We start from the raw sequence: 22,194 nt of genomic DNA, 5'->3' as shown, positions 1-22,194 counted from the left end.
GCTCTCCTCAGTCCTGCAGGACGGCGCGCGCGATCAGCAGGCGCTGGATGTCGGACGCGCCTTCGTAGATCTGGCAGACGCGCACGTCGCGGTAGATGCGCTCGACGGGGAAGTCGGCCACGTAGCCATAGCCGCCGTGGATCTGGATCGCGTCCGAGCACACGCGCTCGGCCATCGTCGAGGCCTGCAGCTTGGCCATCGAGGCCTCCTTCAGACAGGGCAGGCCGGCATCCTTCAGCTGGGCCGCGTGCAGCGTCATCTGGCGCGCCACCTCCACCTGCGTGGCCATGTCGGCGATGCGGAAGGCCACGGCCTGATGGCCGGCGATCGGCATGCCGAAGGCCTCGCGCTCCTTCGCGTAGCGCACGGCGGCCTCCAGCGCGGCACGGGCCATGCCCACCGACTGCGCGGCGATGCCGATGCGCCCGGCCTCCAGGCCGGACAGCGCGATGCGGTAGCCGTCGCCCTCGGCGCCCAGCAGGTGGTCGGCCGGCACGCGGCAGCCCTCGAAGACGACGGTGGCGGTGTCCGAGGCGTGCTGGCCCATCTTCTCCTCCAGCCGGCTGGCGCGGTAGCCGGGCGTGTCGGTGGGCACCGCGAAGCAGGACATGCCGCGCTTGCCGGCCGCCGGGTCGGTCACCGCCACCACCAGGGCCAGCTGCGCGTGGCGGCCGCTGGTGATGAACTGCTTGGCGCCGTCGATCACCCAGTGGTCACCGTCGCGCACCGCGCGGCAGCGCAGCGCGGACGCGTCGGATCCGGCCTGGGCTTCGGTCAGGCAGAAGCAGCCCAGCCATTCGCCGCTGGCCAGGCGCCGCAGCCAACGCTCCTTCTGGGCGGTGTTGCCGTAGGCGTGGGTGATGCCGCAGGCCAGCGAGTTCTGCACGCTGACGATGGTGGAGGTGGCGCCGTCACCGGCGGCGATCTCCTCCAGCGCCAGCACCAGCGACACGCAGTCCAGCCCGGCGCCGCCCCAGGCCTCGGGGATCAGCATGCCCATGGCGCCCAGGCCGGCCAGCTCCTGCAGCGCCTCACGCGGAAAGTGATGCTCCCGGTCCCACTGCGCGGCGAAGGGTTGCAGGCGCTCGCGGGCGAAGTCGCGCATCGCGTCGCGCACCATCGTCTGTTCGGGGCTGAGGATCATCGGGGCGCTCCTGGGGGCAGACCGAAGGCCTGGGCGGCGGCGTGCAGCCGCTGCCGGCAGTCGGTGACGATGCGCTGGATCAGCGTCGCGCAGTCGGGGATGTCGTCGATCAGGCCGACCACCTGGCCGGCCCACACCAGGCCGTCGTCGACCTCGCCGGCCTCCAGTGCGGCGCGGCCGCGGGCGCCGGCCACCAGCGGGCGCAGCTCCTCATATCCGCAGCCACCGGGGCGGGTCTCGCGGGCGATGACCTCGCGCGAGACGGCGTTGTCCAGCACGCGGCCGGTGTTGCGCAGGCTGCGGAAGATCAGCCGCGTCTGTGGCTCGCCCGCATCGACCAGGGCCTGCTTGATGCGGGGATGGATCGGTGCCTCGACGGTGGCGCAGAAGCGGGTGCCCATGTTGATGCCCTCGGCCCCCAGCGCCAGCGCGGCGGCCATGCCCCGGCCATCGGCGATGCCGCCGGAGGCCACGAGGGGGATCTTGACCTGCCGTGCGGCGGCCGGGATCAGCACCAACCCGCCCACGTCGTCCTCGCCCGGATGGCCGGCGCACTCGAAGCCGTCGATCGACACCGCGTCCACGCCGTCGCGCTCGGCCGACAGCGCATGGCGCACCGAGGTGCACTTGTGCACGACCACCAGGCCCGCGGCCTTGGCCTTGTCGATAAAGCGGCGCGGGCTGCGGCCGGCCGTCTCCAGCACCCGGACGCCGCCGGCGATGGCGGCGTCCAGATAGGCCTCGTAGGGCGGCGGGCTGGCCGTGGGCAGCAGGGTCAGGTTGACGCCGAAGGGCTGGTCGGTCAGGCGCCGGCAGCGGGCGATCTCGTCGGCCAGCGCGTCCGGCGTGGGCTGGGTGAGGGCGGTCAGCACGCCGAGTCCGCCTGCGTTGGAGACGGCCGCGGCCAGCTCGGCCCGGCCCACCCACTGCATGCCGCCCTGGATGATCGGATAGCGCGTGCCCAGCAGGGCGGTGACGCGGGTGTGCATCGCTGCGGTCACGGATTCGCTCCTCAGATCGTTCATTTGGCCGCCATCCGGATCGCGCCATCCAGGCGGATGACCTCGCCGTTGAGCATCACGTTCTCGACGATGCTGCGCACCAGCTGCGCGTACTCGGCCGGTCGGCCCAGGCGCGAGGGGAAGGGCACCTGCAGGCCCAGCGAGTCCTGCGTGGCCTGCGGCAGGCCCTGGAGCATCGGCGTCTCGAAGATGCCCGGGGCCACCGTCATCACGCGGATGCCGTGGCGGGCCAGCTCGCGCGCGATCGGCAGCGTCATGCCGACCACGCCGGCCTTCGAGGCGCTGTAGGCCGCCTGGCCGATCTGGCCGTCGAAGGCAGCCACCGAGGCGGTGCAGACGATCACGCCGCGCTCGCCGTCGGCCTCGGCCTCGGGCGTGTTGCGGGCCATGGCCTCGGCCGCCAGGCGGATCGCGTTGAAGGTGCCGACCAGGTTGATCTGCACGGCGCGGGCGAAGGCGCCCAGGCGGTGCGGGCCGTCCTTGCCCAGCACCTTCTCGCCGGGGGCGATGCCGGCGCAGCAGACCAGGCCGTGCAGCGCGCCCCCGTGCTCGACGGCCTGCTGCACGGCGGCCTGCATCTGCGCCTCGTCGGTCACGTCGGTGGCGCAGAAGCGGGCGGCGGGGCCGAGCGCCTGCGCCAGGCGCTGGCCGGCCTCGGCATGCAGATCAGCCAGCAGCACGCGGGCGCCGTGCGCCACCAGCAGGCGGGCGGTGGCCTCACCCAGGCCGCTGGCGCCGCCGGTGATCAGGAAGGTCTTGTGCGGGATGTTCATGGTCGGGTCGTCGGGTGGGGGGAAGGGGTCCGGGCGGGCGGTCCGTGGTCAGGGGTCCGCGGTCAGCGGCCCTGGAAGCGCGGTGCGCGGCGCTCGCGGAAGGCCTGCAGCGCCTCGCGGAAATCGGCGGTGCGCGTGCTCTGGTGGAAGCCGTCGCGCTCCAGGTCCAGCTGGGTCGGCAGATCGTGGTCATGGGCGGCGCGCAGCAGGCGCTTGAGGCGGCCGTAGGCGGCGGTCGGGCCCTGCGCCAGGCGCTGGGCGAGGGCGGTGGTGGCCTGCGCCAGCTCGGCCGCCGGCACCACCTGGTTGACCAGGCCCCAGGACAGCGCGGTGGCGGCGTCCAGGCTCGGGCCCAGCAGGGCGATCTCCATCGCCCGCCGCAGCCCGACCAGGCGCGGCAGATGCCAGGAGCCGCCGACATCGCAGCTCGCCGCCACCTGGGCATAGGCCAGGTTCAGGCGCAGGTCGTCGGCGGCGATGGCCAGATCGCAACCGAGCGCCAGGCTCAGGCTGCCGCCGGAGACGCTGCCCTGCAGGCTGGCGATCACCGGCGCGTCCAGCCGGCTCAGGTGCAGCAGGCCGCGGTGCATGGGCTCGATCAGGGCCAGCGCGGTGGCCGGCGCATCGTCGCCGAAGGCCCGCAGATCGCCGCCCGCGCCGAAGCCGCGGCCCTCGCCCTGCACGACCACCACCCGCAGCCCGGGATCGGTGGCCAGCGTGGCGCAGGCCTGTTCGAAGGCCTCGGCCGTCGCGACGTCGATCGCGTTGAGCTGGCGTGGCCGGTTGAAGACGATGCGGGCCAGCGCGCCGTCGCGCCGCAGCAGCAGGGGGGAGTCGGTGTCCGGTGGCATGGGCTGCAGCCTAGGGTGCAGCCCGCCGCCCGACGCACGACCTCGGTCGGGACCGGGCCTGGGGTTGTCCCGCGGATGGCTGCGGCCGACGGCCGCTGTCGGGGAATCTCCGCTGCGCCGTCCATACTTTGGACGGGCTCCGGTCGGGGGGCGTGGCGCTGAGGATTCCGGCGCATCCCGAGACCCCCCGCCGCCTTGCGCGCACCCACCGGAGACCTTCCAATGGCCCACACCATGATCGACGTGCTCGACGCCACCGCGGACCGTCTGCCCGACAGCCCCTACTGCGAATACGAGGGGCGTGTGACCACCTTCGGCGCCTTCCGTCTGCAGTCGCGGCGGGTGGCCGGTGCGCTGGTGGCCGGCGGCCTGCAGCCGGGCGAGCGTGTGGCCTGGCTGGGCAAGAACTGCGACCGCCTGCTGGAGCTGATCTTCGGTGCCGCGATGGCGCGCGGCACCTGCGTGGTGCTGAACTGGCGCCTGGCCCTGACCGAGTGGCAGGACATCCTGCTCGACAGCGGCGCCCGTGTGCTCGTCGTCGATGCCGACTTCATCGAGGCCGCCGGCACGCTGGCCGAGCGCCTGCCGCAGATCACGCGCATCGTGGCCGTCGATGCCGGTGTGCCGGCCGATGCGCGCTGGGTCGACTACGCGGCCTGGCGCGACGGCGCCGCGGCACTGCCGCCGCAGCCGGTGCGCGCCGACGACGACTTCCTGCAGCTCTACACCAGCGGCACCACCGGCCGGCCCAAGGGCGTGCCGCAGACCCATGCGATGCACCTGTCGCAGCGCGCGCAGTGGGAGGCCCGGCTGGGCCCGCTGCCGCCGGACGACCGGGTGCTGGTGTTCATGCCCTGCTTCCACGCGGCCGGCATCACCTACCCGCTGTTCGCGCTGGCCTATGGCACGCAGGTCGTCCTCCACCGGTCGGCTGATCCTGCCCGCATCATGGCGGCGCTGGCCTCCGGCCGCATCAGGACCACCGTCATGGTGCCGACCCTGATGGCGATGCTGGTGCAGAAGGTGCAGCCGGGGCAGTTCCCGGCGCTGCAGCGCATCCACTACGGCGCCTCGGCGGTCGATCCGCAGTTGCTGGCGCGGGTGATGGACGTCTTCGGCTGCGATCTGGCGCAGATCTATGCCGCCACCGAGACCACCGCCGCGCTGTCCATCCTGACGCCCGACGACCACCGCGCCGGTCGCCAGCGGCCGCAGCTGTGGACCTCGGCCGGCAAGCCGGGCGGTGATGCGCAGCTGCGCATCGTCGTCCCTGACGGCCAGGATGCGGCGCCGGGCGAGGCCGGCGAGATCCTGGTGCGCTCGGGCTCCATCCTGCGCGGCTACTGGCGCAACCCGCAGGCCAGCGCCGACGCGCTGCACGACGGCTGGTACCGTACCGGCGACGTCGGCCGCATCGATGCGGACGGCTACGTCCACGTGATGGACCGGCTCAAGGACATGATCATCTCCGGTGGCGAGAACGTCTATTCGTCCGAGGTCGAGAACGCGCTGGCCGATCACCCCGATCTGGCCGAATGCGCGGTGATCGGCCTGCCCGATGCGCACTGGGGCGAGGTGGTCACGCTGTGCGCCGTGCCGCGGCCCGGCGTCACGCTCGACCTGACGGCGATCCAGGACCACCTGCGCGCCCGCCTGGCCGGCTTCAAGGTGCCGCGCCGGCTGGAGCTGCTGTCGGCCCTGCCCCGCAACCCGATGGGCAAGCTGCAGAAGCAGCTGCTGCGCGCCTCGCTGCGTTGAATCACCTCAGGTCCGAGGTCATGGCACGGTGCCCCGATCCTGCCCCTGTCCGGGGTGACCGATGAGTCCGGCCATTCCAGCCAGTCCGGCCAGCCCGCTCCCCGTCCAGCGCGGCCGCCTGGCCCCGCCGGAGACCGCCGTCGAGGCGGTGCTGCCGCAGGCGGTGCAGGTGCTGCTGCGCAGTGCGGTGCTGGCCAAGCTGGTCACCGTCTGCGCGCCGCCGGGTTACGGCAAGACGCTGGTGCTGGGCCGCCTGTACCGGCTGCTGCGCCAGCGTGGCGTGCCCTGTGTCTGGCTGACGCTGGACGACCGCGACACCAGCGTCGATGCCGTGCTGTCGCTGCTGACCGCTGCCCTGCAACATGAGGCGCTGTCCTGGAATCTGCCCGGCGAGGCCTTCGCCGCCCTGCCCAGCGATCCGCGGGAATCGGCCGACCGGCTGTACACGGTGCTGGCGCGGCTGGCGCGGCCGGTCGTGCTGTGCATCGACAACCTCCACGTCTGCACCGATCCGCGGCTGGCCGACGTGCTGGAGCGCCTGGTCTTCGGCACCGGTGCCGCGCTGCGCCTGGCGCTGTCGAGCACGCAGGACCTGCCGCTGGACCTGCTGCGCGCCAAGCTGGAGCTCAACACCGTCGAGCTGCAGGCCGCGCATCTGGCGCTCGATCCGCAGAGCCTGCGCGCGCTGCTGCTGCAGGCGGGCCTGCCCGATCCGGCGCCCGCGCTGGTGGCGCGCATGCACGCGCTGACCGAGGGCTGGCCGGCCGCGGCGCGGCTGCTGCAGGTGCTGATCGCCCAGCAGCCCGCGTCGGCGCCTGGGCAGGGCGCCGAGGCCGTCGTCGAGCGCTTCAGCGGACGCGACCACGACATGGCGGCGGTGCTGACGCGGCGGGTGCTGCACGGCTTTCCCGCGCGCCAGGTCGAGTTCCTGATGGAGATGGCGCTGCTGCGCGAGTTCAGTGCCGAGCTGGCCGAGGACGCCACCGGCTGCGCCGAGGCCGCGCAGTGGCTGGACGACATGCTGCGCCGCCACGTGCTGATCTTCCCGCTCGACCGCGACCGCCGCTGGCTGCGCCTGCACACGCTGCTGCGCCAGCATCTGCAGGCCGAGGGCGCGCGCCATCTGCCGCGCGAGCGCCGCCGCCAGGTGCTGGAGCGCGCCGCGCGCTGGCATGCCGACCAGGGCGACGACGAGGCCGCGCTGGAGGCGGCCCTGGCCGCGCCCGCACCGGCGCTGGCCGGCCAGTTGCTGGACCGGGTGGCGCGCACCGTGGCCGGCGACCAGGGCCGGCTGGTGCTGTTCGTCCAGTGGTCCGAGCAGGTGCTGGCCACCGGCACCGCGCTGTCGCCCGAGGCCCATGCCTGGTATGCGTGGTCGCTGTGCTTTCTGCTGCAGTACGAGCGTGCGTTCAGCGCGCTGCAGTCGCTGGAGCACCGGCTGGCCGAGCTGGATCCCGGCGGCCAGCGTGCGGCCGGCCTGCGCGCCCGGGCCGGCCTGCTGCGGGTGGTGATCTCGGTCCACCTGGACCTGCTGGAGACCGCCAGCGACGACGCCCAGCGCTGGCTGCAGGACCCGGCCGAGCGCGATCCGCTGGGCGTGGCCACGGTGGCCACCGGCGCGGCCGTGGCCGAGCTGGCCCAGGGCCGCTCCACGGTGGCGCGGCTGCGGCTGCAGACGGCGCTCGGCGCCATCGAGCGCGCCGCCTCGGCCTACGGCGCCGGCTGGGTGGCCCTGATCCATGCCGCCATCGAGCTGACCGAGGGCGACCCGGTGCGCGCCGACGGTCATCTGTGCCGGGTGCGGCCTCAGGTGGTCGAGCAGTTGGGCGAGGATGCGGCCGTGATCACGACCCTGGACTTCGTGCACGCCCGCGCGCTGCACGACCTGGGCCGCACCGCCGAGGCCCGGGTGCGCGCGCTGCGCGGCCTGGCCCGGGCCCGCAGCCATGGCATCAACGAGACGGCCCAGCACGGCCTGGCCGCCTGCGTGGCGATGTGGGACGGTGCGGCCGATGGCGAGTTCTCCCCCGCGGCGCTGGATCCGGTGGTGCTGTGTTATGCGCCACGCACCCAGCGCCAGGTCGCGGTGCAGCAGCTGCGCCGGCTGCTGGCGCTGGGGCGCATCGATGATGCGCAGGAGTTCGCCTTCCGCCACATGCTGGTGCCCGACGACGAGGCCGGTGGCGACGGCCGGCCGCTGCCCGAACGCCTGCTGGCGCTTGAATGGGCCTGGCGCATCGGCCAGCAGCGTGGCCTGCCCGAGCGTGTCGAACGCCTCAAGCGCACGGTGCGTGCCGCCCAGCGCTGGCGTGAGCTGCTGGAGCTGCATCTGCTGGAGGTCGGGCTGCACCTGGGCGGTGGCGATGCGAAGCGCGCGCAGATGGCCCTCGGCCAGGCCCTCTTCGTCGCGGCCCGGCGGCGCCTGGTGCAGCCGCTGCTGGAGCGCGCGGCCACCCTGCCGGCCGCCTTGACCCAGGCCTCGGGCAAGGAGCTGGGCCTGGTGCAGCCCGAGGAGATCGAGCTGCTGGCCCGGCTGGCCGCCCAGGCCGCGCCGGTGCCTGACCCGGCGCCACCCGGCGCCGCGGGCCAGGACCTGCCCGGCGAGGGCACGGTGGCCGCGGCCGGCGGCCTGACCGAGCCGCTGACCCGCCGCGAGCACGAGCTGCTGGCCCTGCTGGACAAGGGCCTGAGCAACCAGCAGATCGGCGAGCGCGTGCACCTGTCGGTGCCCACGGTGAAGTGGCACTTCTACAAGCTCTACGCCAAGCTGCAGGTCAAGAGCCGCTCGGCCGCGCTGGTCAAGGCGCGGATGCTGAACCTGCTGCACTAGCCTCGCCGGGGCAAACCCGGGCCCCGGACCCGACTTCGGTCGGGCGTCGGTCGGGGCACGACACACGACCATCGACGGACGCTGACACGCTGACAGCGTCTGAACCGAGGAGATGCGTGTGTTCGACTACTTCAAGTATCTGCTGTCCCCGGCGCTGCTGGGGCTGCATGTCTGGGGCCTGTGGCAGGGCGGCCCGATGACCTGGCTGGGCCTGGTCGCGCTGCTGGCCATCCTGTGCGTGGACATGCTGCTGCCGCTGGATTTCTCCGAGCGCGACCTGCGCGCGGCCTGGCTCTACGACGTGCAGGTCACGGCCACCGTCGTGGCCGGCTTCGTCCAGATCGGCCTGTTCGCCTGGTGGGTCGGCCAAGGGCACTTCGACACGCCGCTGAGTCTGGCCGGCGCCTTCGCCGGCACCGCGCTCTACGGCTTCGTCGTCGCGGCGCCGGCCGTGCACGAGCTGATGCACCGCAAGACGCCCGTCATGCACCTGCTGGGCCGCATCGGCCTGTGGCTGATCTACGACCCCTGGCGCGAGATCACCCACGTCGTCACCCATCACCTGAAGGTGGCCACGCCCGACGATCCCGACACCGCCCGCCGCGGCGAGGCCGTCTACCCCTACCTGGTGCGCAGCTTCGTTGGCCAGTTCCAGGACGCCGTCGCGCTGGAGCGCGAGATGTGGACCAAGCGCGGCCGCGCCTGGTGGCATCCGATGAACCACTGGGTGGGCTCGCTGGCCGGCCTGGCGGCCTACACCGCGGCCCTGGTCTGGCTGGGCGGCTGGAGCGGCGCGGCCTGGGCCATCGCCAGCTCGCTGGTGGGCCCGCGGCTGATGCTGGAGTTCTTCAACTACGTCAACCACTACGGCCTGGTGACGGACACCCCCGGCCAGTTCCAGCGCCGCCACACCTGGAACCACCTGACGCCCTTCGTGCGCATCCTGGCGCTGGAGATCACCAACCACGCCGGCCACCACGAGGACCCGTACAAGCCCTTCTACCGCCTGACCCCCGACCGCGACGGCCCGCGCCAGCCGCACTTCCTGCTGTGCATCCTGGCCGCGCTGCTGCCGCCGCTGTGGTTCGCCCTCATCAAGCCCCGCCTGCGCGACTGGGACGAGCGCCACGCCACCCCGCGTGAGCGTGAGCTGGCCCGCCAGGCCAACCGCGCCGCCGGCTGGGAGGACTGGCTGGTGAGTGCCCGTCCGAGCGGAGCGGCCTGATCATGTGGTCCTGGTTCAAGCGCGAGGCGCCGCGCGACTGTCAGGTGAGGCTCGGTGCGGACGGCCCGGTGCTGGCCTTGCCGCGCGACGAGATCCTGCTGGCCGGCGCGCTGGCCCGCGGCATCGACTATCCGCACAACTGCCGGGTCGGCACCTGCGGCCAGTGCAAGACGCGGCTGATCAGCGGACAGATCAAGCCGATGATGGACTTCGCGCTGTCGCCGCTGACGGCCGCCGAGCTGCGCGACGGCTATGTGCTGGCCTGCCAGAGCAAGGTGCGCTCCGATCTGGTCATCCACCTGCCCGAGGACCGGCGCGAGCACCGCCACGCCCGCATCGCCAGCGTGCAGCGCCTGCCCGGCGACGTGATGGCCCTGCAGCTGGCGCTGGAGCGGCCGCTGGCCTTCCGTGCCGGCCAGTATGCCGAGCTGTCGCTGGACGGGCCGACGCTGACGCGCGCCTACTCCTTCGCCCATGCGCCGCGTGAGGGCGGTGACGACAGCGTGGGCTTCCTGATCCGCCGCATGCCGGGCGGCGCCTTCTCCGACCGGCTGTGGGCCGAGGCCGCGCCAGGCCTGCCGATGCGCGTGAGCGGCCCCTTCGGTGCGATGGGCGGGCGCGGCGGTGCGGACGATGCCGATGCGCTGTGCGTGGCCGGCGGCACCGGTCTGGCGCCGGTGGTCTCGATCGTCGAGGACCGCCTGCGCCATTCCAGCCGCGCCCGCTTCCTGATCCTGCTGGGGCTGCGGCGCGCGCAGGACCAGTTCGCCGCCCCGATCCTGGAGCGGCTGGAGATCGCCTCCGGCGGCCGGGTGCGCAGCCGCATCGTGCTGTCCGACGAGCCCGCGGACAGCGCCTGGCGCGGTGCCCGCGGCCCGGTCACCGACCAGATCACGCCCGCCCTGCTGGCCGAGTGCGGCGCCCGCACCGCCTACCTCTGCGGCAACGCGGCCATGGTGCAGGCCGGCCAGGGCCGCCTGCGCGCCCTCGGCTGGTCCGACGCGCACATCCACACCGACGCCTTCGTGGCCAGCGGCACGCCCGCTGTCGCCCCGCAGGCCCCGACCCCACCCCTTGTTCCGACCGTGAGGCCCGCATGAGTTCCGCCCTCATCTTCGACCATGTGCGCACCCCGCGCGGCCGCGGCAAGCCCGACGGCGCGCTGCACGAGGTCACCCCCGTGCGCCTGGCCAGCACCGTGCTGCAGGCGCTGCGTGAGCGCAGCGCGCTCGACACCCGCCGGGTCGATGACGTGATCTTCGGCATCGTCTCGCCCGTCGGTGAGCAGGGCCAGGTGCTGCCGCGGCTGGCCGCGCTCGATGCCGGCTATGACCAGTCGGTGGCCGGTGTGCAGATCAACCGCTTCTGTGGCTCGGGCCTGGAGGCCTGCCACATGGGCGCCGCCAAGCTGATCGCCGGCCAGGCCGATTTCGTCGTCTGTGGCGGCGTGGAATCGATGTCCCGTGTCCCCATCCTCAGCGATGGTGGTGCGTGGGCCGCCGATCCGCGCATCGCGCTGCGGGCGCACTTCATCCCCCAGGGCATCAGCGCCGACCTGATCGCCACCCGCTGGGGCTACGGCCGCGAGCGGCTGGACGCCTTCGCCGTCGGCAGCCACCAGCGCGCGGCGCGCGCCTGGGCCGAGGGCCGCTTCGACGCCTCGGTGGCGCCGGTGCATGACCTGGTGGGTGAGGTGCTGCTGGCGCGTGACGAGACGGTGCGCCCGGACTGCCGGATCGAGGACCTGGCCGCGCTCAGGCCCGCCTTCGAGCGCGCCGGGCGCGAGGCCGGCTTCGATGCCATCGCGATGCGACGTTATCCGGATGTGGCGCAGGTGCAGCACCGCCACCATGCCGGCAACTCCTCGGGCATCGTCGACGGGGCCTGCGCGGTGCTGCTGGGCACGGCCGAGGCCGGCCGTGCCGCCGGCCTGCGGCCGCGCGCGCGCATCGTCTCCTGGGCCGAGATCGGCTCCGAGCCCACGCTGATGCTGACCGCGCCCTCGTTCGCCGCGCAGAAGGCGCTGGCCCGCGCCCGCATGACCGCGCGCGACATCGACCTGTGGGAGATCAACGAGGCCTTCGCCGCGGTGGCGCTGCGCTTCACCGAGGCGATGGACCTCGATCCGGCCGCGGTCAACGTCAACGGCGGCTCGATCGCGATGGGCCATCCGTTGGGCGCCACCGGCGCCATCCTGATCGGCACCGCACTCGACGAGCTTGAGCGCAGCGGCCGCTCGACCGCCCTGGTCACCCTGTGCGTGGGTGCCGGCATGGGCGTGGCCACCGTGATCGAACGCCTCTGAAAGGACCGCCATGATCCGACTCGACATCGATGCCCAGGGCATCGCCACCCTGACGATCGACCAGCCCCGGACGATGAACGTCATCGACTGGGACTTCCCGCCCGCGCTCGAGGCCTGCCTGGATCGGATCTCCCGGATCCAGGCCCGGCCCCAAGACCCTCAGGTGCGCGGTCTGATCGTCACCTCCGCCAAGTCCAGCTTCGTCGCCGGTGCCGACCTGGCCATCATGGCCGACTTCGTCGCGCCCGGCATCGGTCCGGCCGATGCGGCGCGCCTGATCGCCCGCATCGGCGCCGTGCTGCGCCGGCTGGAGACGCTGGGCCTGCCGGTGGTCGGTGCGTCGACCGGCACCGCGCTCGGCGGGGGCCTGGAGCTGCTGCTGGCCTGCCACCACCGCATCGCTGCCGACACCCCGGGCGCTGTCTACGGCCTGCCCGAGGTGACGCTGGGCCTGTTGCCCGGTGCCGGCGGCACGCAGCGCCTGCCGCGGCTGCTGGGCCTCGCCGCCGCGCTGCCGCTGATGATCAGCGGCCGCCCTCTGTCGACGACCGCGGCGCACGAGGCGGGCCTGCTGGACGCGGTGGTGCCCACCGACGACCTGCTGCCCGCCGCCCGCCGCGCCCTGCTGGCCGGCCGGGTGGCGGCCCAGGCGCCCTGGGACCGCAAGGGCTGGCGCCTGCCGGGGGGCGACAGCAGCACGCCGGCCGCCCAGGCGCTGTTCATGACCGTCAACGCCGGCATCCACGGCCGCAGCCATGGCCTGCAGCCGGCGCCGGGGGCCATCGCCAGCTGTGTCTACGAGGGCTCGCGCCTGCCCTTCGACCGCGCGCTGCGCATCGAGCAGCAGCAGTTCGCGCGTCTGGTGCAGGGCGCCGAGGCGCAGGCCATGATCCGTACGCTGTTCTTCGGTCGCCAGGCGCTGGAGAAGGCGCCGGGCCGGCCGGCCGCGGTGCCACGGCAGCGGGCGGACCGCCTGCTGCTGGCCGGCGATGCGCCATGGCTGGACGGTCTGCGGGTGGCGGCGCAGGCGGCCGGGCTGACGGTCGGGCCGGTGGTCGTGCGGGACACCGGGCCGGCGGTCGGCGCCGAGGCCGGGGCGCCGATCGAGGGCGTTCAGGATGGGGGTTGTGCGGCCGCAGCGGCCCGGCCCCAGGCGGCCGCCGTGGCCGACGCTGGTGCTGACGCCGACGCCGGTGCCGGTGCCGGTGCTGATGCGCAGGGCCGGCTGTGCGTCGGTGAGGGCCCTGGCGCGCTGGCCCTGCGCTGGTTCGCCGCCTGGCCGGGCGATCTGCCGCCGGTGCTGGAGATCGCGCCGCGTGCCGACACCGATGCGCGCACGCTGGCCGCTGGCTTCGACCTTGCGCGGCAGCTGCGGGCCGTGCCGCTGCTGCTGCCCGCGGCCGATCCGGGCGCGGCCCCGCGCCATGCCCTGCGCGACGCGATCGACGCCGTGCTGGGCGCGGCCCGCCAGGCCGTGGCCGGCGGTGATTCACCGGTGGTGGTCGACAACCTGGCGCGGGCCGGCGGTTGGCCGGCGCTGGTCACGCTGGCCGCGGCCATCGGGCAGGCCTGGCCCCCGGCCGCGCCAGCCGACGCGGCCGAAGGCCCAGCGGCCGGCGAGGGCGCTCCGACCGCCGCGGCGCCCGGGGGCTTGCCGGCCGACGACGTCGCCGCCCGTCTGTGCGAGGCCCAGCGGGGCTGGGCGCGGGCGTTGCTCGCCGGGCCCGCCGGGCGGGGTGACGACGCCGCGGCCACCACGACCGCTGCAGGCCTCACCACCACCGCGCTGGACGTCGCCGCCGTGCTGGGTGCCGGCTTCCCCCGGCACCTGGGTGGGCCCGCCTGCCCGCCCTCGCCGGTGGCGCGGCCCGTCGCGGCGGCGGCCTGATCGGCCGGCCGCACGGCCCGCCATCCCATCGACGTCCTGGCGATCCTGAGAGGGGCCGCCGGGGCGCCCACGACGCCCGGCACAGGGCGCATCCACCAGGAGACAGAGCATGAAGTCCCGCATCGGTCCACATCCGGCACGCCCCTCAGGTCGAGATCCAGGTCATCGGTCCCGACACGGGTCCGGCCACGCTCTCGGCGGCTCCGGCGACCGCACACGTACCGTGCCTGACGCCAGAACCAAGGCGCTGGCGCTGTGGGCGGTGGCCCTCGCCGTGCTGGCCGCGGCACCGGCCCGGGCGCAGACGCAGACGCAGACGCAGACGCAGACGCAGACACAGGATCCACCCGCAGCGCCGGCCACCCCCGCCACCTCGCCGTGGACGCTGCGCGTCGGCCCGGCCCTGGCGGCATTCCACGCGTCCAGCCGCGTCAGCGTGGCCGGCTCGCCGGTGCTCGGCGCCGCGATCGATCTGAAGGACAACGTCTTCCTCGGCATCGACATCGGCTATGCGCTCGATGCGCACTGGACGCTGCGCACCGCCCTCGGCGTGCCGCCCACCACCACGCTGAGCGCCGCCGGCAGCCTGGCCGGCCTGGTGCCGCCGCTGACCGGCACGCTCGGCCACGTCAGGTACGGCCCGGCCGTGCTGTCGCTGGTCTGGTCGCCCGGGGCCGTCGGCCCGCTGCGGCCGTACGTCGGCGCCGGCCTGAACTACACCCACGTCTTCTCCAGCAGCGATGGCGACATCGCGGGCCTGCGCGTGCGCAGCGCCTTCGGCACCGCGCTGCAGGCCGGCGTGGAGCTGCCGATCGGCGCGCAGTGGTCCTGGTTCATCGATGCGCGGCAGATCTTCGTCAAGACGCGGGCCACCGGCACCGTGCCCGCCCTCGGCGGCCCGCCCGCGCGGGCCGATGTGCGGCTGGACCCGCTGGTGCTGCACCTCGGGCTGTCGCACCGCTTCTGAGCGCCTGTGCGCTGCTTTCCCATGATCTGGAGCCCCCGATGACGACACCGCAACCCACCCTTCCCCCGGCCCTGAACTTCATCGCCGGCCGCTGGCAGGATGACCCTCAGGCCGCGCGTCTGCCGGTCCACGATCCGGCCACGGCGCAGCCGCTGGGCGACATCCCGCTCAGCGGGGCGGCCAGCGTCGAGGCGGCGGTGCAGGCCGCCCGCACGGCCTTCCGTGATCCGGCCTGGCGCGGCCTGCCGCCGATCGCCCGCGAGCGGCTGCTGCACCGCCTGGCCGATCTGATCGACGCGCACGCGGCTGAACTGGCCGCCATCGAAGCGCTGGACAACGGCAAGCCGATCGCCTTCGCCAGCACGGTGGACCTGCCGCTGGCCGCGATGTGGGTGCGCTACATGGCCGGCTGGCCCAGCAAGCTGCACGGCCGCTGCATCGCCCCGGCGCTGCAGCCCGCGGGCAGCCACCATGCGTACACGCTGCGCCAGCCGGTGGGCGTGGTGGCCGCCATCGTGCCCTGGAACTTCCCGCTGGTGCTCGCGCTGTGGAAGATCGCCCCGGCGCTGGCCGCCGGCTGCACCGTGGTGCTCAAGCCGGCCGAGCAGACGCCGTACTCGGCGATCCGCCTGGCCCAGCTGATCGAGCAGGCCGGCTTTCCGCCCGGTGTGTTCAATCTGCTGCTGGGCGACGGCACGACCGGCCAGGCGCTGGCCACCCATCCGGGCGTGGCCAAGATCAGCTTCACCGGCTCGACGGCCACCGGCCAGCGCCTGGTGGCGGCCGTCGCACGGCCCTTGACCCGCCTGACGCTGGAACTCGGCGGCAAGTCGCCGACGCTGATCCTGCCCGATGCCGACCTCTCGGTGGCCATCCCCGGCGCGGCGCAGGCGGTGTTCTTCAACTCGGGCCAGGTCTGCTTCGCCGGCACGCGGCTGTACGTGCCGCGCCCGCTGCTCGATCCGGTGCTCGACGGCATCGCCCAGGTCATCGACGCCTTCCCGATCGGCGCCGGCAGCGATCCGGCCACGCGGCTGGGGCCGGTGGTCAGCGCGCGGCAGCTCGACCATGTGCTCGGTCGCATCGAGGCCGGACGTGCGGCCGGCGCCCGTTGCGTGCTGGGTGGCCACCGCATCGACCGCCCCGGCTACTTCGTCGCGCCCACCGTGCTGCTGACCGAGGACCGCCACAACCCGGCCGTGCGCGACGAGATCTTCGGCCCGGTGCTGACCGTCACGCCTTACGACGATCCTGAGGCGCTGGTCGAGCTGGCCAATGACAGCGACTACGGCCTGGCGGCCCATGTCTACACCCGCGACCTCGGTCGCGCCCACCAGCTGGCGCAGCAGCTGGAGGCCGGCACGGTCTGGGTCAACACCCAGCTCACGCCCGACCCGGCCATCCCCTTCGGCGGCCTCAAGCAGTCCGGCTGGGGCCGCGAGAACGGCGAGGAGGTCTTCGCCCACTACACCGAGACCCGCTCGGTGATCATCAAGACGGCCTGAGCCGCCGTCCTGCTGCCGCTCTCTTTCCCCGTTGTCTTTTCCCTTCCCTGGGCGTCATCGCGACGCTCCACCCCGACGGGCTCCGTCGCCGGCCGGCCACCGTGCCGTGCCGTGCACGGGGCCCCGATTTCAACCCGCAGGAGGATGCATGGATCTCATGGGCCTGAACGACAAGGTCATCCTGGTGACCGGCGCGGCCGGCGGCTTCGGCCGCTGTACCTGTGTGCGACTGGCGCGGGCCGGCGCCCGCGTCGTGGCCACCGATCTGGACGCCGCGGGCGCGCAGGAGACGGCGCGCCTGTGCCGCGAGGCCGGCGCCACCGCCTGGGCCCACGGCCACGACGTGGCCTCGGAGGCCGGCTGGCGCCAGGTGCTCGATGCGGCGGGCCAGGCCACCGACGGCCGGCTCGACGGCCTCGTCAACAACGCCGGCCGCATGCTGACGCGGCCCTTCCTGCGCACCTCGCTGGACGAGCTGCACCAGCTGCTGGCCGTCAACCTCGACAGCGTGTGGCTGGGCATGCAGACGGCCTGGCCGCTGCTGTCGGCCACGGCGGCGCGCGAGGGCGGGGCGGCCATCGTCAACGTGTCCTCGGTGTTCGGCCAGGTGGCCTCGGTGGCGCAGGCCGCGTACTCGGCGGCCAAGGGTGGCGTCACCATCCTCAGCAAGTCGGTGGCGGCCGAGTTCGCGCGGGCGGGCAGTCAGGTGCGGGTGAACTCGATGCATCCGGGGCCGGGCAACACGCCGCTGCTGGCCAATGGCCTGGCCGAGCTGCTGCGCGAGGGCCTGTCACCGTCGGCCGAGGACGCCACCCGCATGGTGCTCGGCCTGATCCCCAACGGCCGACTGACGGAGCCGGACGACGTGGCCTCGACCATCCTGTTCCTGTGCTCGGACCTGTCGCGCAGCATCACCGGTGCGGCCATCGCGGTGGACGGGGGCTACACGGCGGTCTGAGGTGCGGGCGGTGTTGTACGATGACCCGGCCGGGCTCCGCCGGCACCGTCGACCTCCGCCTGCCGCCCATGCACCCGTCCGCCGATTTCCACGTCTACGTCTCCAACGCCGACAGCCAGGACCTGCACGTGCTGGCGCTCGATGCCGAGCGCGGCGCTCTGACGCCGGTGCAGGTGCTGCCGCTGGGCGGCCCGGTGATGCCGCTGGTCGTCAGCGCCGACCGCCGCCGCCTGCATGCCGCCCTGCGGGCCCAGCCCTTCCGCGTCGTCACGCTGGCCATCGACGGCGCCAGCGGCCGGCTCAGCCCGCTGGGCGAGGCCCCGCTGCCCGACAACACCGCGAACCTGGACCTCGACGAGAGCGGCCGGTGGCTGTTCGCCGCGTCCTACCAGGGTCACAAGATCAGCGTCAGCCGCATCGAGGCCGATGGCCGCGCCGGCCCGATCGAGCACCTGCTGCACACCGGTCGTCATGCCCACGCCATCCATGCGGCGGCCGGCAACCGCTTCGTGCTGTCGAGCAGCCTGGGCTCGGACAGGCTGCACGTCTGCCGCTTCGATGCCGCCACCGGCGCCCTCACCCCGCACGATCCGCCGGCCTGGTGCAGCGCGGCCGGTGCCGGTCCGCGCCACTTCCTGTGGAATGCCGCGCAGACCCGGCTCTACCTGCTCAACGAGCTGGACGCGAGCATCGACGTGCTGGACTGGGATGCGCAGACCGGCCGTCTGGCTCCGCGGCAGACCGTCAGCGCCCTGCCGCCCGGATTCAGCGGCAAGCCCTGGGCCTCGGACCTGCATCTGTCGGCCGACGGCCGCACGCTGCACGCGTCCGAGCGCAGCACCAGCACGCTGGCCAGTTTCCGCGTCGATGCGGCTGACGGCCGGCTGCAGCCGCTCGGCCACACGCCCACCGAGGCCGTGCCGCGCGGCTTCGCGCTGAGCCCGGACGGCCGCTGGTTGCTCGCCGTCGGCCAGGAATCGCACCACCTCGCCCTGCACCCGATCGATGCCACCACCGGTCTGCCCGGCGCACCGGTGCAGCGCCTGGCACTCGGCCGCAACCCGAACTGGGTGACGGTCGTGCGGGCGGGCTGACCGGCTCAGGCGGGCCGGTCCTCGGCCGCCGGCAGATCGATCCAGAACACGCTGCCGCGCCCTGGCACCGAGCGCAGGCGCACCGGGCTGCGCAGCAGATCGGCGGCCCGCCGGACGATGGACAGCCCCAGCCCCAGGCCTTCGCGCGGGCCGCCGGCGTCGGCGGGCGCCAGCTGGACGAAGTCGTCGAAGACCTCGGACTGGCGTTCGGGGGCGATGCCGGCACCCGTGTCCCAGACGGCCAGCCGCCAGTGCGCACCGCGTCGGCGGACCGTCAGCAGCACGCCGCCGCGGGCGGTGTAGCGCAGCGCGTTGGCCAGCAGGTTGCGGGCGATCTGCTCCAGCAGCAGCGCGTCGCTGTGCACCCGGGCACCGGCCGGCACCCGCCAGCGCAGGCGCAGCTGCCGGCTGTCGGCGGCCGGCCGCTCCTGCTCGACCAGCGCGTCCAGCAGAGGCCTCAGGTCGACCGTCTGCAGTCGCACGCGACGCGGCCCGCTGTCCAGCCGTGACAGATCCAGCAGGCTGCGCAGCAGCGCCTCCATCGCGCTCAGGCTGTCGGCGATGCGGCCGAGCAGGCGCTGCTGGGTCGGCGTGCCGGGCTGCTCGCGCAGCAGGCCGATCATCAGGCCGATGCCCACCAGCGGCTGGCGCAGATCGTGGCTGGCCACGGCCAGGAAGCGGGCCTTGGCCGCATCGGCCTCGGCCAGGCGGGCGGTGCGTTCGGCCACGCGCTGTTCCAGCTCGCGGTTGAGCACCCGCACGTCGCGCAGGGCCACGCCCACCCGCCGTGCCAGGATGGCGCCGTAGGCCAGCACCAGCCAGGGGGCGACCCAGGGCAGCCAGTAGGTGGTCTCCAGCGCCTGCCGGCCCTGGTGATGCTCACGGTCATGCTGGCCGGCGATGAAGGTGGCCAGCAGGCTCAGGATGAGCGCCAGGGCCTGCGCCCGTGGCAGGCTGCGCACATGGCTGCCGATGAACCACAGCGCCATCAGCTGCACCGGGATCAGCGCCACATAACCCTGCATCCGTGCTGCATCGGCGGCGGCCGGATCGCCCTGGTGAAGCAGGGCATGCAGCACGCAGCCGGCGGCGGCCAGGGTCAGCAGCGCCGGATAGCGCCGCCAGGGCCGTGGTGCCACGCTGTGCGCGAAGCCGCCGAGGGCGGTGACGATCGCGATGCCGCCCAGGTACAGCCAGGTGCCCCAGGCCGCGGGCGCGTGCGCGTCCGGGTCGACGATCGCCGCATTGCGCACCATCAGCATCAGCCCGAACAGGCCGAACCAGCCGAGCGCCCGTTCGTCGCGCTGGCCGGCCCACAGCAGCAGCATGAAGACGCAGGCCCCGGCCACCACGGTGTTGAGCAGCCGCGGCACGTCGGTGTGGAGCCGGCGGTGGCGCAGGGCGGTGGCCTGCACCGCCGGTTGAGGGCCGATCTGCAGCGGGCCGAGCCCCGCCTGCAGGCCGTAGCGCGCCTCGATCTCGACCGTGTTCAGGCCCGGCCGCAGCAGCTCGGCGGGCCAGGTCCGCGGGGCCAGCGGCTCGACCCGCGGCCGCATGCCGTCGGCGGTGGCCAGGGTGTCGCTGACCAGCTGGCCGTTGATGCGGATCCGGTGGTGGGTGGGCATGCGCGCGGACCACAGCGCCCAGGTGCCGTCGGCGGAGGCCGTGGCCGGCAGCTGCCAGTGCAGCCGGTACAGGCCGCTGCCCGGCCGCGGCTGCGCACGGGCCTGCCAGCTGTCGGGCAGGCTGACCCTGAGCGAGGAGGGCGTCGAGATCGACGCCGAGGCCGGCGCGGCGGCGCCGGTCGGCGCATCGGGGATGAACTCGGCCTGGCGCAGCCAGAGCGCATCGGTCTGCCAGCCCGCCGGGCCGGCCTGGGCCATCATGGGCACAACCAGGGGCAGGACCAGCGGCAGAACCAGCGGGGCCAGGCCCAGGCCCAGGCCCCGCCGTCGCGGCCGTGTGCCCTTCAGCCGCCGTGCCGCCGCGCCGGATCCACCCAGGATCGGGCGCCGGTGCCCGACGCCGCGGTGCCCGGTGCGTCCGTCGGGCCGAGGCGTCACCCGGGGCGGATCGCACGGGCGGGGGGCGGTGACATCGGCCATGGGGGCCCATCATCGCCGATGCGGGTGGCGGGCGGCCCCTCAGGCCGGTGCGTAGCGCCCGCCCGCCGGCTGCCGCAGCCGCTGCTCGACGCTGCCGGCCACCAGCTCGGCCGTGGCGGCCGACAGCGTCCAGCCCAGGTGGCCGTGGCCGGTGTTGTAGAACACGCCGGGCCGGCGGCCGGGGCCCACGCGCGGCATCATGTCCGGCATCATCGGGCGCAGGCCGGCCCAGGGCACGACGCGCCGCGTGTCGACGCCCGGGAAGCACTGGCGCACCCAGTCGACCAGCGGCCGGATGCGGTCGGCGCGGATGTCGCGGTTCTCGCCCGCGAATTCGGCCGTGCCGGCCACGCGGAAGCGGTCCGGCCCCAGCCGGCTCGACACCAGCTGGGTCTCGTCATCGAGCAGGCTGACCTGCGGCGCGGCGGCGCGGCTGGCCGCGTCGTCCAGGTGCACGGTGATCGAGTAGCCCTTGACCGGATAGACGTTGATGCGGTCGCCCAGCTGCGCGGCCAGCGCCCGGCTGCCCACGCCGGCACACACCACCACCGCGTCGAAGCGGCGCTGCAGCGCCGCACCCGCGCCATCGCGCGCCAGCACGGTGATGGCGCCGTCGGCCTCGTGCCGCAGCTGGTCGATCGTGTGCTCGTACAGCAGCTCCGCGCCGCGGCGCTGCGCCGCCCGGGCCAGGCCGTGGGTGTAGCGGTGGATGTCGCCGGTGCTGTCGCTCTCGGTGTAGAAGCCGCCGTGGTAGCGGCCGGCCAGCGTCGGCTCGATGCCCCTCATCTCGGACGGTGTGACCGCCCGCCGCTGCAGCCCGCCGCGCGCCAGCAGCGCCGTGACCTTGGCCGCATGCTCGAAGCCGGCCCGGTCACGGTAGATGTGCAGGATGCCGCGCGCCGCGTGGTCGAAATCGATGCCCTCGGCCGCGGCCCAGCCCAGCAGATGCTGGCGTGCGGCGATCGCCAGACGCGCGGTCTCGACGGTGTTGCGCTCGTAGCGCGGCATCGCCGCCAGGAACTCGGCGAACCACGACAGCTTGTGCCAGCCCGGCCTCGGCGAGACCAGCAGCGGCGCATCGGCCTTCAGCATCCACTTCAGGCCCTTGAGCACGGTGGACGGCAGGTTCCAGACCTCGGCGTTCGAGGCCGACAGCTGCCCGCCATTGGCGAACGAGGTCTCCATCGCGGCATAGCGGTGCCGCTCGAACAAGGTGACGTCCAGGCCGCGCAGGGTCAGCGCGTAGGCGGTGGTCACGCCCGTGATGCCACCACCGAGGATGGCGATGCGGGGAGTCGACATGTCAGGTCTCCGGCGTCGGGGGGATGGGCCCGCGCACGACCGTGCGGCGGACACCCCCTCTGTTCGGAACCTGAGAGATTCACGCCACCCGGGGCGGGTGACGCTTGCTCCTTCGGTGCGGCCGGGCCGACGATGCTGCCGGGCGCTCTTCAGAGTCGCAGCGCGGGACCGGTCCTGGGGCCTGAGAGTTTCCGGGGTGGTTGCTCCTTCGGCGCCGGGCGGCGGTGGCGTCTGCCAGCGGCCCGGGCTCTCCCGATCCTGCGACGGGCCGACCGGAGCCGGCTCGATGCGTGGGCCGCAGTATAGGCCCGGGCCCCGCCGGCCTGGCAAGCCGTGAGGCCTTGCAGGAACGCCGGATTGGCTGGCGGCGCCTCGACAGGCCCTGCCGGGCACCCCCTGCAGCCACCTCGTCTCCTCAGGTGTGAGGTTGAAGCTATCCTGGGCCGCGTCCAGCGTCATCGGGTCCA

Annotated in this window: 16 protein-coding genes and 1 riboswitch; of the genes, 10 read left to right on the top strand and 6 right to left on the bottom strand. The window is 74.0% G+C overall.

Annotated elements, in window-relative coordinates; genetic code table 11:
- Positions 1–7: 7 nt before the first annotated feature.
- The 4 genes from AACH11_RS08010 to AACH11_RS07995 all read right to left on the bottom strand — a co-directional run bounded on the left by AACH11_RS08010 (position 8) and on the right by AACH11_RS07995 (position 3,790).
- The gene (locus AACH11_RS08010; RefSeq protein ID WP_341373688.1) at positions 8–1,144 is read right to left on the bottom strand and encodes an acyl-CoA dehydrogenase family protein; all 1,137 of its coding nucleotides are present in this window, start codon (positions 1,142–1,144) and stop codon (positions 8–10) included.
- Positions 1,141–2,133 (bottom strand): NAD(P)H-dependent flavin oxidoreductase, encoded by a 993-nt coding sequence (locus tag AACH11_RS08005; RefSeq protein ID WP_341373845.1) that lies wholly within the window; start codon positions 2,131–2,133, stop codon positions 1,141–1,143. The genes AACH11_RS08010 and AACH11_RS08005 overlap by 4 nt, the downstream gene beginning before the upstream one ends.
- A gap of 32 nt (positions 2,134–2,165) precedes the next feature.
- On the bottom strand, positions 2,166–2,939 hold the full coding sequence (locus AACH11_RS08000; RefSeq protein WP_341373687.1) for a 3-hydroxyacyl-CoA dehydrogenase: 774 nt from the start codon (positions 2,937–2,939) through the stop codon (positions 2,166–2,168).
- Positions 2,940–3,001: 62 nt separating this feature from the next.
- A complete protein-coding gene (locus tag AACH11_RS07995) occupies positions 3,002–3,790 on the bottom strand; it encodes an enoyl-CoA hydratase/isomerase family protein (protein WP_341373686.1) in 789 nt (262 codons plus the stop codon).
- 222 nt (positions 3,791–4,012) lie between these two features.
- On the opposite strand from AACH11_RS07995, the gene AACH11_RS07990 reads away from it, so the two are divergent.
- From AACH11_RS07990 to AACH11_RS07945, 10 genes are all read left to right on the top strand, one after another.
- Positions 4,013–5,548 carry an AMP-binding protein gene (locus tag AACH11_RS07990; RefSeq protein WP_341373685.1) on the top strand — a complete coding sequence of 512 codons (1,536 nt, stop codon included), beginning with the start codon at positions 4,013–4,015 and terminating at the stop codon, positions 5,546–5,548.
- Between the two features lie 61 nt (positions 5,549–5,609).
- Positions 5,610–8,378 (top strand): winged helix-turn-helix domain-containing protein, encoded by a 2,769-nt coding sequence (locus tag AACH11_RS07985; RefSeq protein ID WP_341373684.1) that lies wholly within the window; start codon positions 5,610–5,612, stop codon positions 8,376–8,378.
- Positions 8,379–8,496: 118 nt separating this feature from the next.
- The gene (locus tag AACH11_RS07980) at positions 8,497–9,603 is read left to right on the top strand and encodes a fatty acid desaturase (protein ID WP_341373683.1); all 1,107 of its coding nucleotides are present in this window, start codon (positions 8,497–8,499) and stop codon (positions 9,601–9,603) included.
- Between the two features lie 2 nt (positions 9,604–9,605).
- Positions 9,606–10,703 carry a 2Fe-2S iron-sulfur cluster-binding protein gene (locus AACH11_RS07975; protein ID WP_341373682.1) on the top strand — a complete coding sequence of 366 codons (1,098 nt, stop codon included), beginning with the start codon at positions 9,606–9,608 and terminating at the stop codon, positions 10,701–10,703.
- Positions 10,700–11,908 (top strand): acetyl-CoA C-acetyltransferase, encoded by a 1,209-nt coding sequence (locus tag AACH11_RS07970; protein WP_341373681.1) that lies wholly within the window; start codon positions 10,700–10,702, stop codon positions 11,906–11,908. Before AACH11_RS07975 ends, AACH11_RS07970 begins: the two co-directional genes overlap by 4 nt.
- A 10-nt stretch (positions 11,909–11,918) precedes the next feature.
- Complete coding sequence (locus tag AACH11_RS07965) at positions 11,919–13,796, top strand: enoyl-CoA hydratase-related protein (protein WP_341373680.1); 1,878 nt, start codon at positions 11,919–11,921, stop codon at positions 13,794–13,796.
- Positions 13,797–14,019: 223 nt separating this feature from the next.
- Positions 14,020–14,763 (top strand): OmpW/AlkL family protein, encoded by a 744-nt coding sequence (locus tag AACH11_RS07960; RefSeq protein ID WP_341373679.1) that lies wholly within the window; start codon positions 14,020–14,022, stop codon positions 14,761–14,763.
- A 38-nt stretch (positions 14,764–14,801) separates the two neighbouring features.
- Positions 14,802–16,268, top strand: a complete 1,467-nt coding sequence (locus AACH11_RS07955) for an aldehyde dehydrogenase family protein (protein WP_341373678.1) — start codon at positions 14,802–14,804, stop codon at positions 16,266–16,268.
- Between the two features lie 148 nt (positions 16,269–16,416).
- Positions 16,417–17,226 carry an SDR family NAD(P)-dependent oxidoreductase gene (locus AACH11_RS07950; protein WP_341373677.1) on the top strand — a complete coding sequence of 270 codons (810 nt, stop codon included), beginning with the start codon at positions 16,417–16,419 and terminating at the stop codon, positions 17,224–17,226.
- 68 nt (positions 17,227–17,294) lie between these two features.
- Positions 17,295–18,320 (top strand): lactonase family protein, encoded by a 1,026-nt coding sequence (locus AACH11_RS07945; RefSeq protein ID WP_341373676.1) that lies wholly within the window; start codon positions 17,295–17,297, stop codon positions 18,318–18,320.
- 5 nt (positions 18,321–18,325) lie between these two features.
- Here the strand turns inward: AACH11_RS07945 and AACH11_RS07940 are convergent, their stop codons facing one another.
- Together AACH11_RS07940 and AACH11_RS07935 are read right to left on the bottom strand one after the other, a co-directional pair.
- On the bottom strand, positions 18,326–20,206 hold the full coding sequence (locus AACH11_RS07940; protein WP_341373675.1) for a sensor histidine kinase: 1,881 nt from the start codon (positions 20,204–20,206) through the stop codon (positions 18,326–18,328).
- Positions 20,207–20,464: 258 nt separating this feature from the next.
- Entirely contained in the window at positions 20,465–21,727 is a 1,263-nt protein-coding gene (locus AACH11_RS07935; RefSeq protein ID WP_341373674.1) for a D-amino acid dehydrogenase, read from the bottom strand.
- A 159-nt stretch (positions 21,728–21,886) separates the two neighbouring features.
- Positions 21,887–21,992: riboswitch (glycine riboswitch) on the bottom strand.
- Positions 21,993–22,194: the final 202 nt, after the last annotated feature.

The sequence above is a fragment of the Pseudaquabacterium rugosum genome, assembly GCF_038066575.1.
In the GTDB taxonomy this organism is placed as follows: Bacteria; Pseudomonadota; Gammaproteobacteria; order Burkholderiales; family Burkholderiaceae_C; genus Pseudaquabacterium; species Pseudaquabacterium rugosum.
Note: the sequence above shows the minus strand (reverse complement) of the source record. Positions and strands in the feature narration are given on the sequence as shown.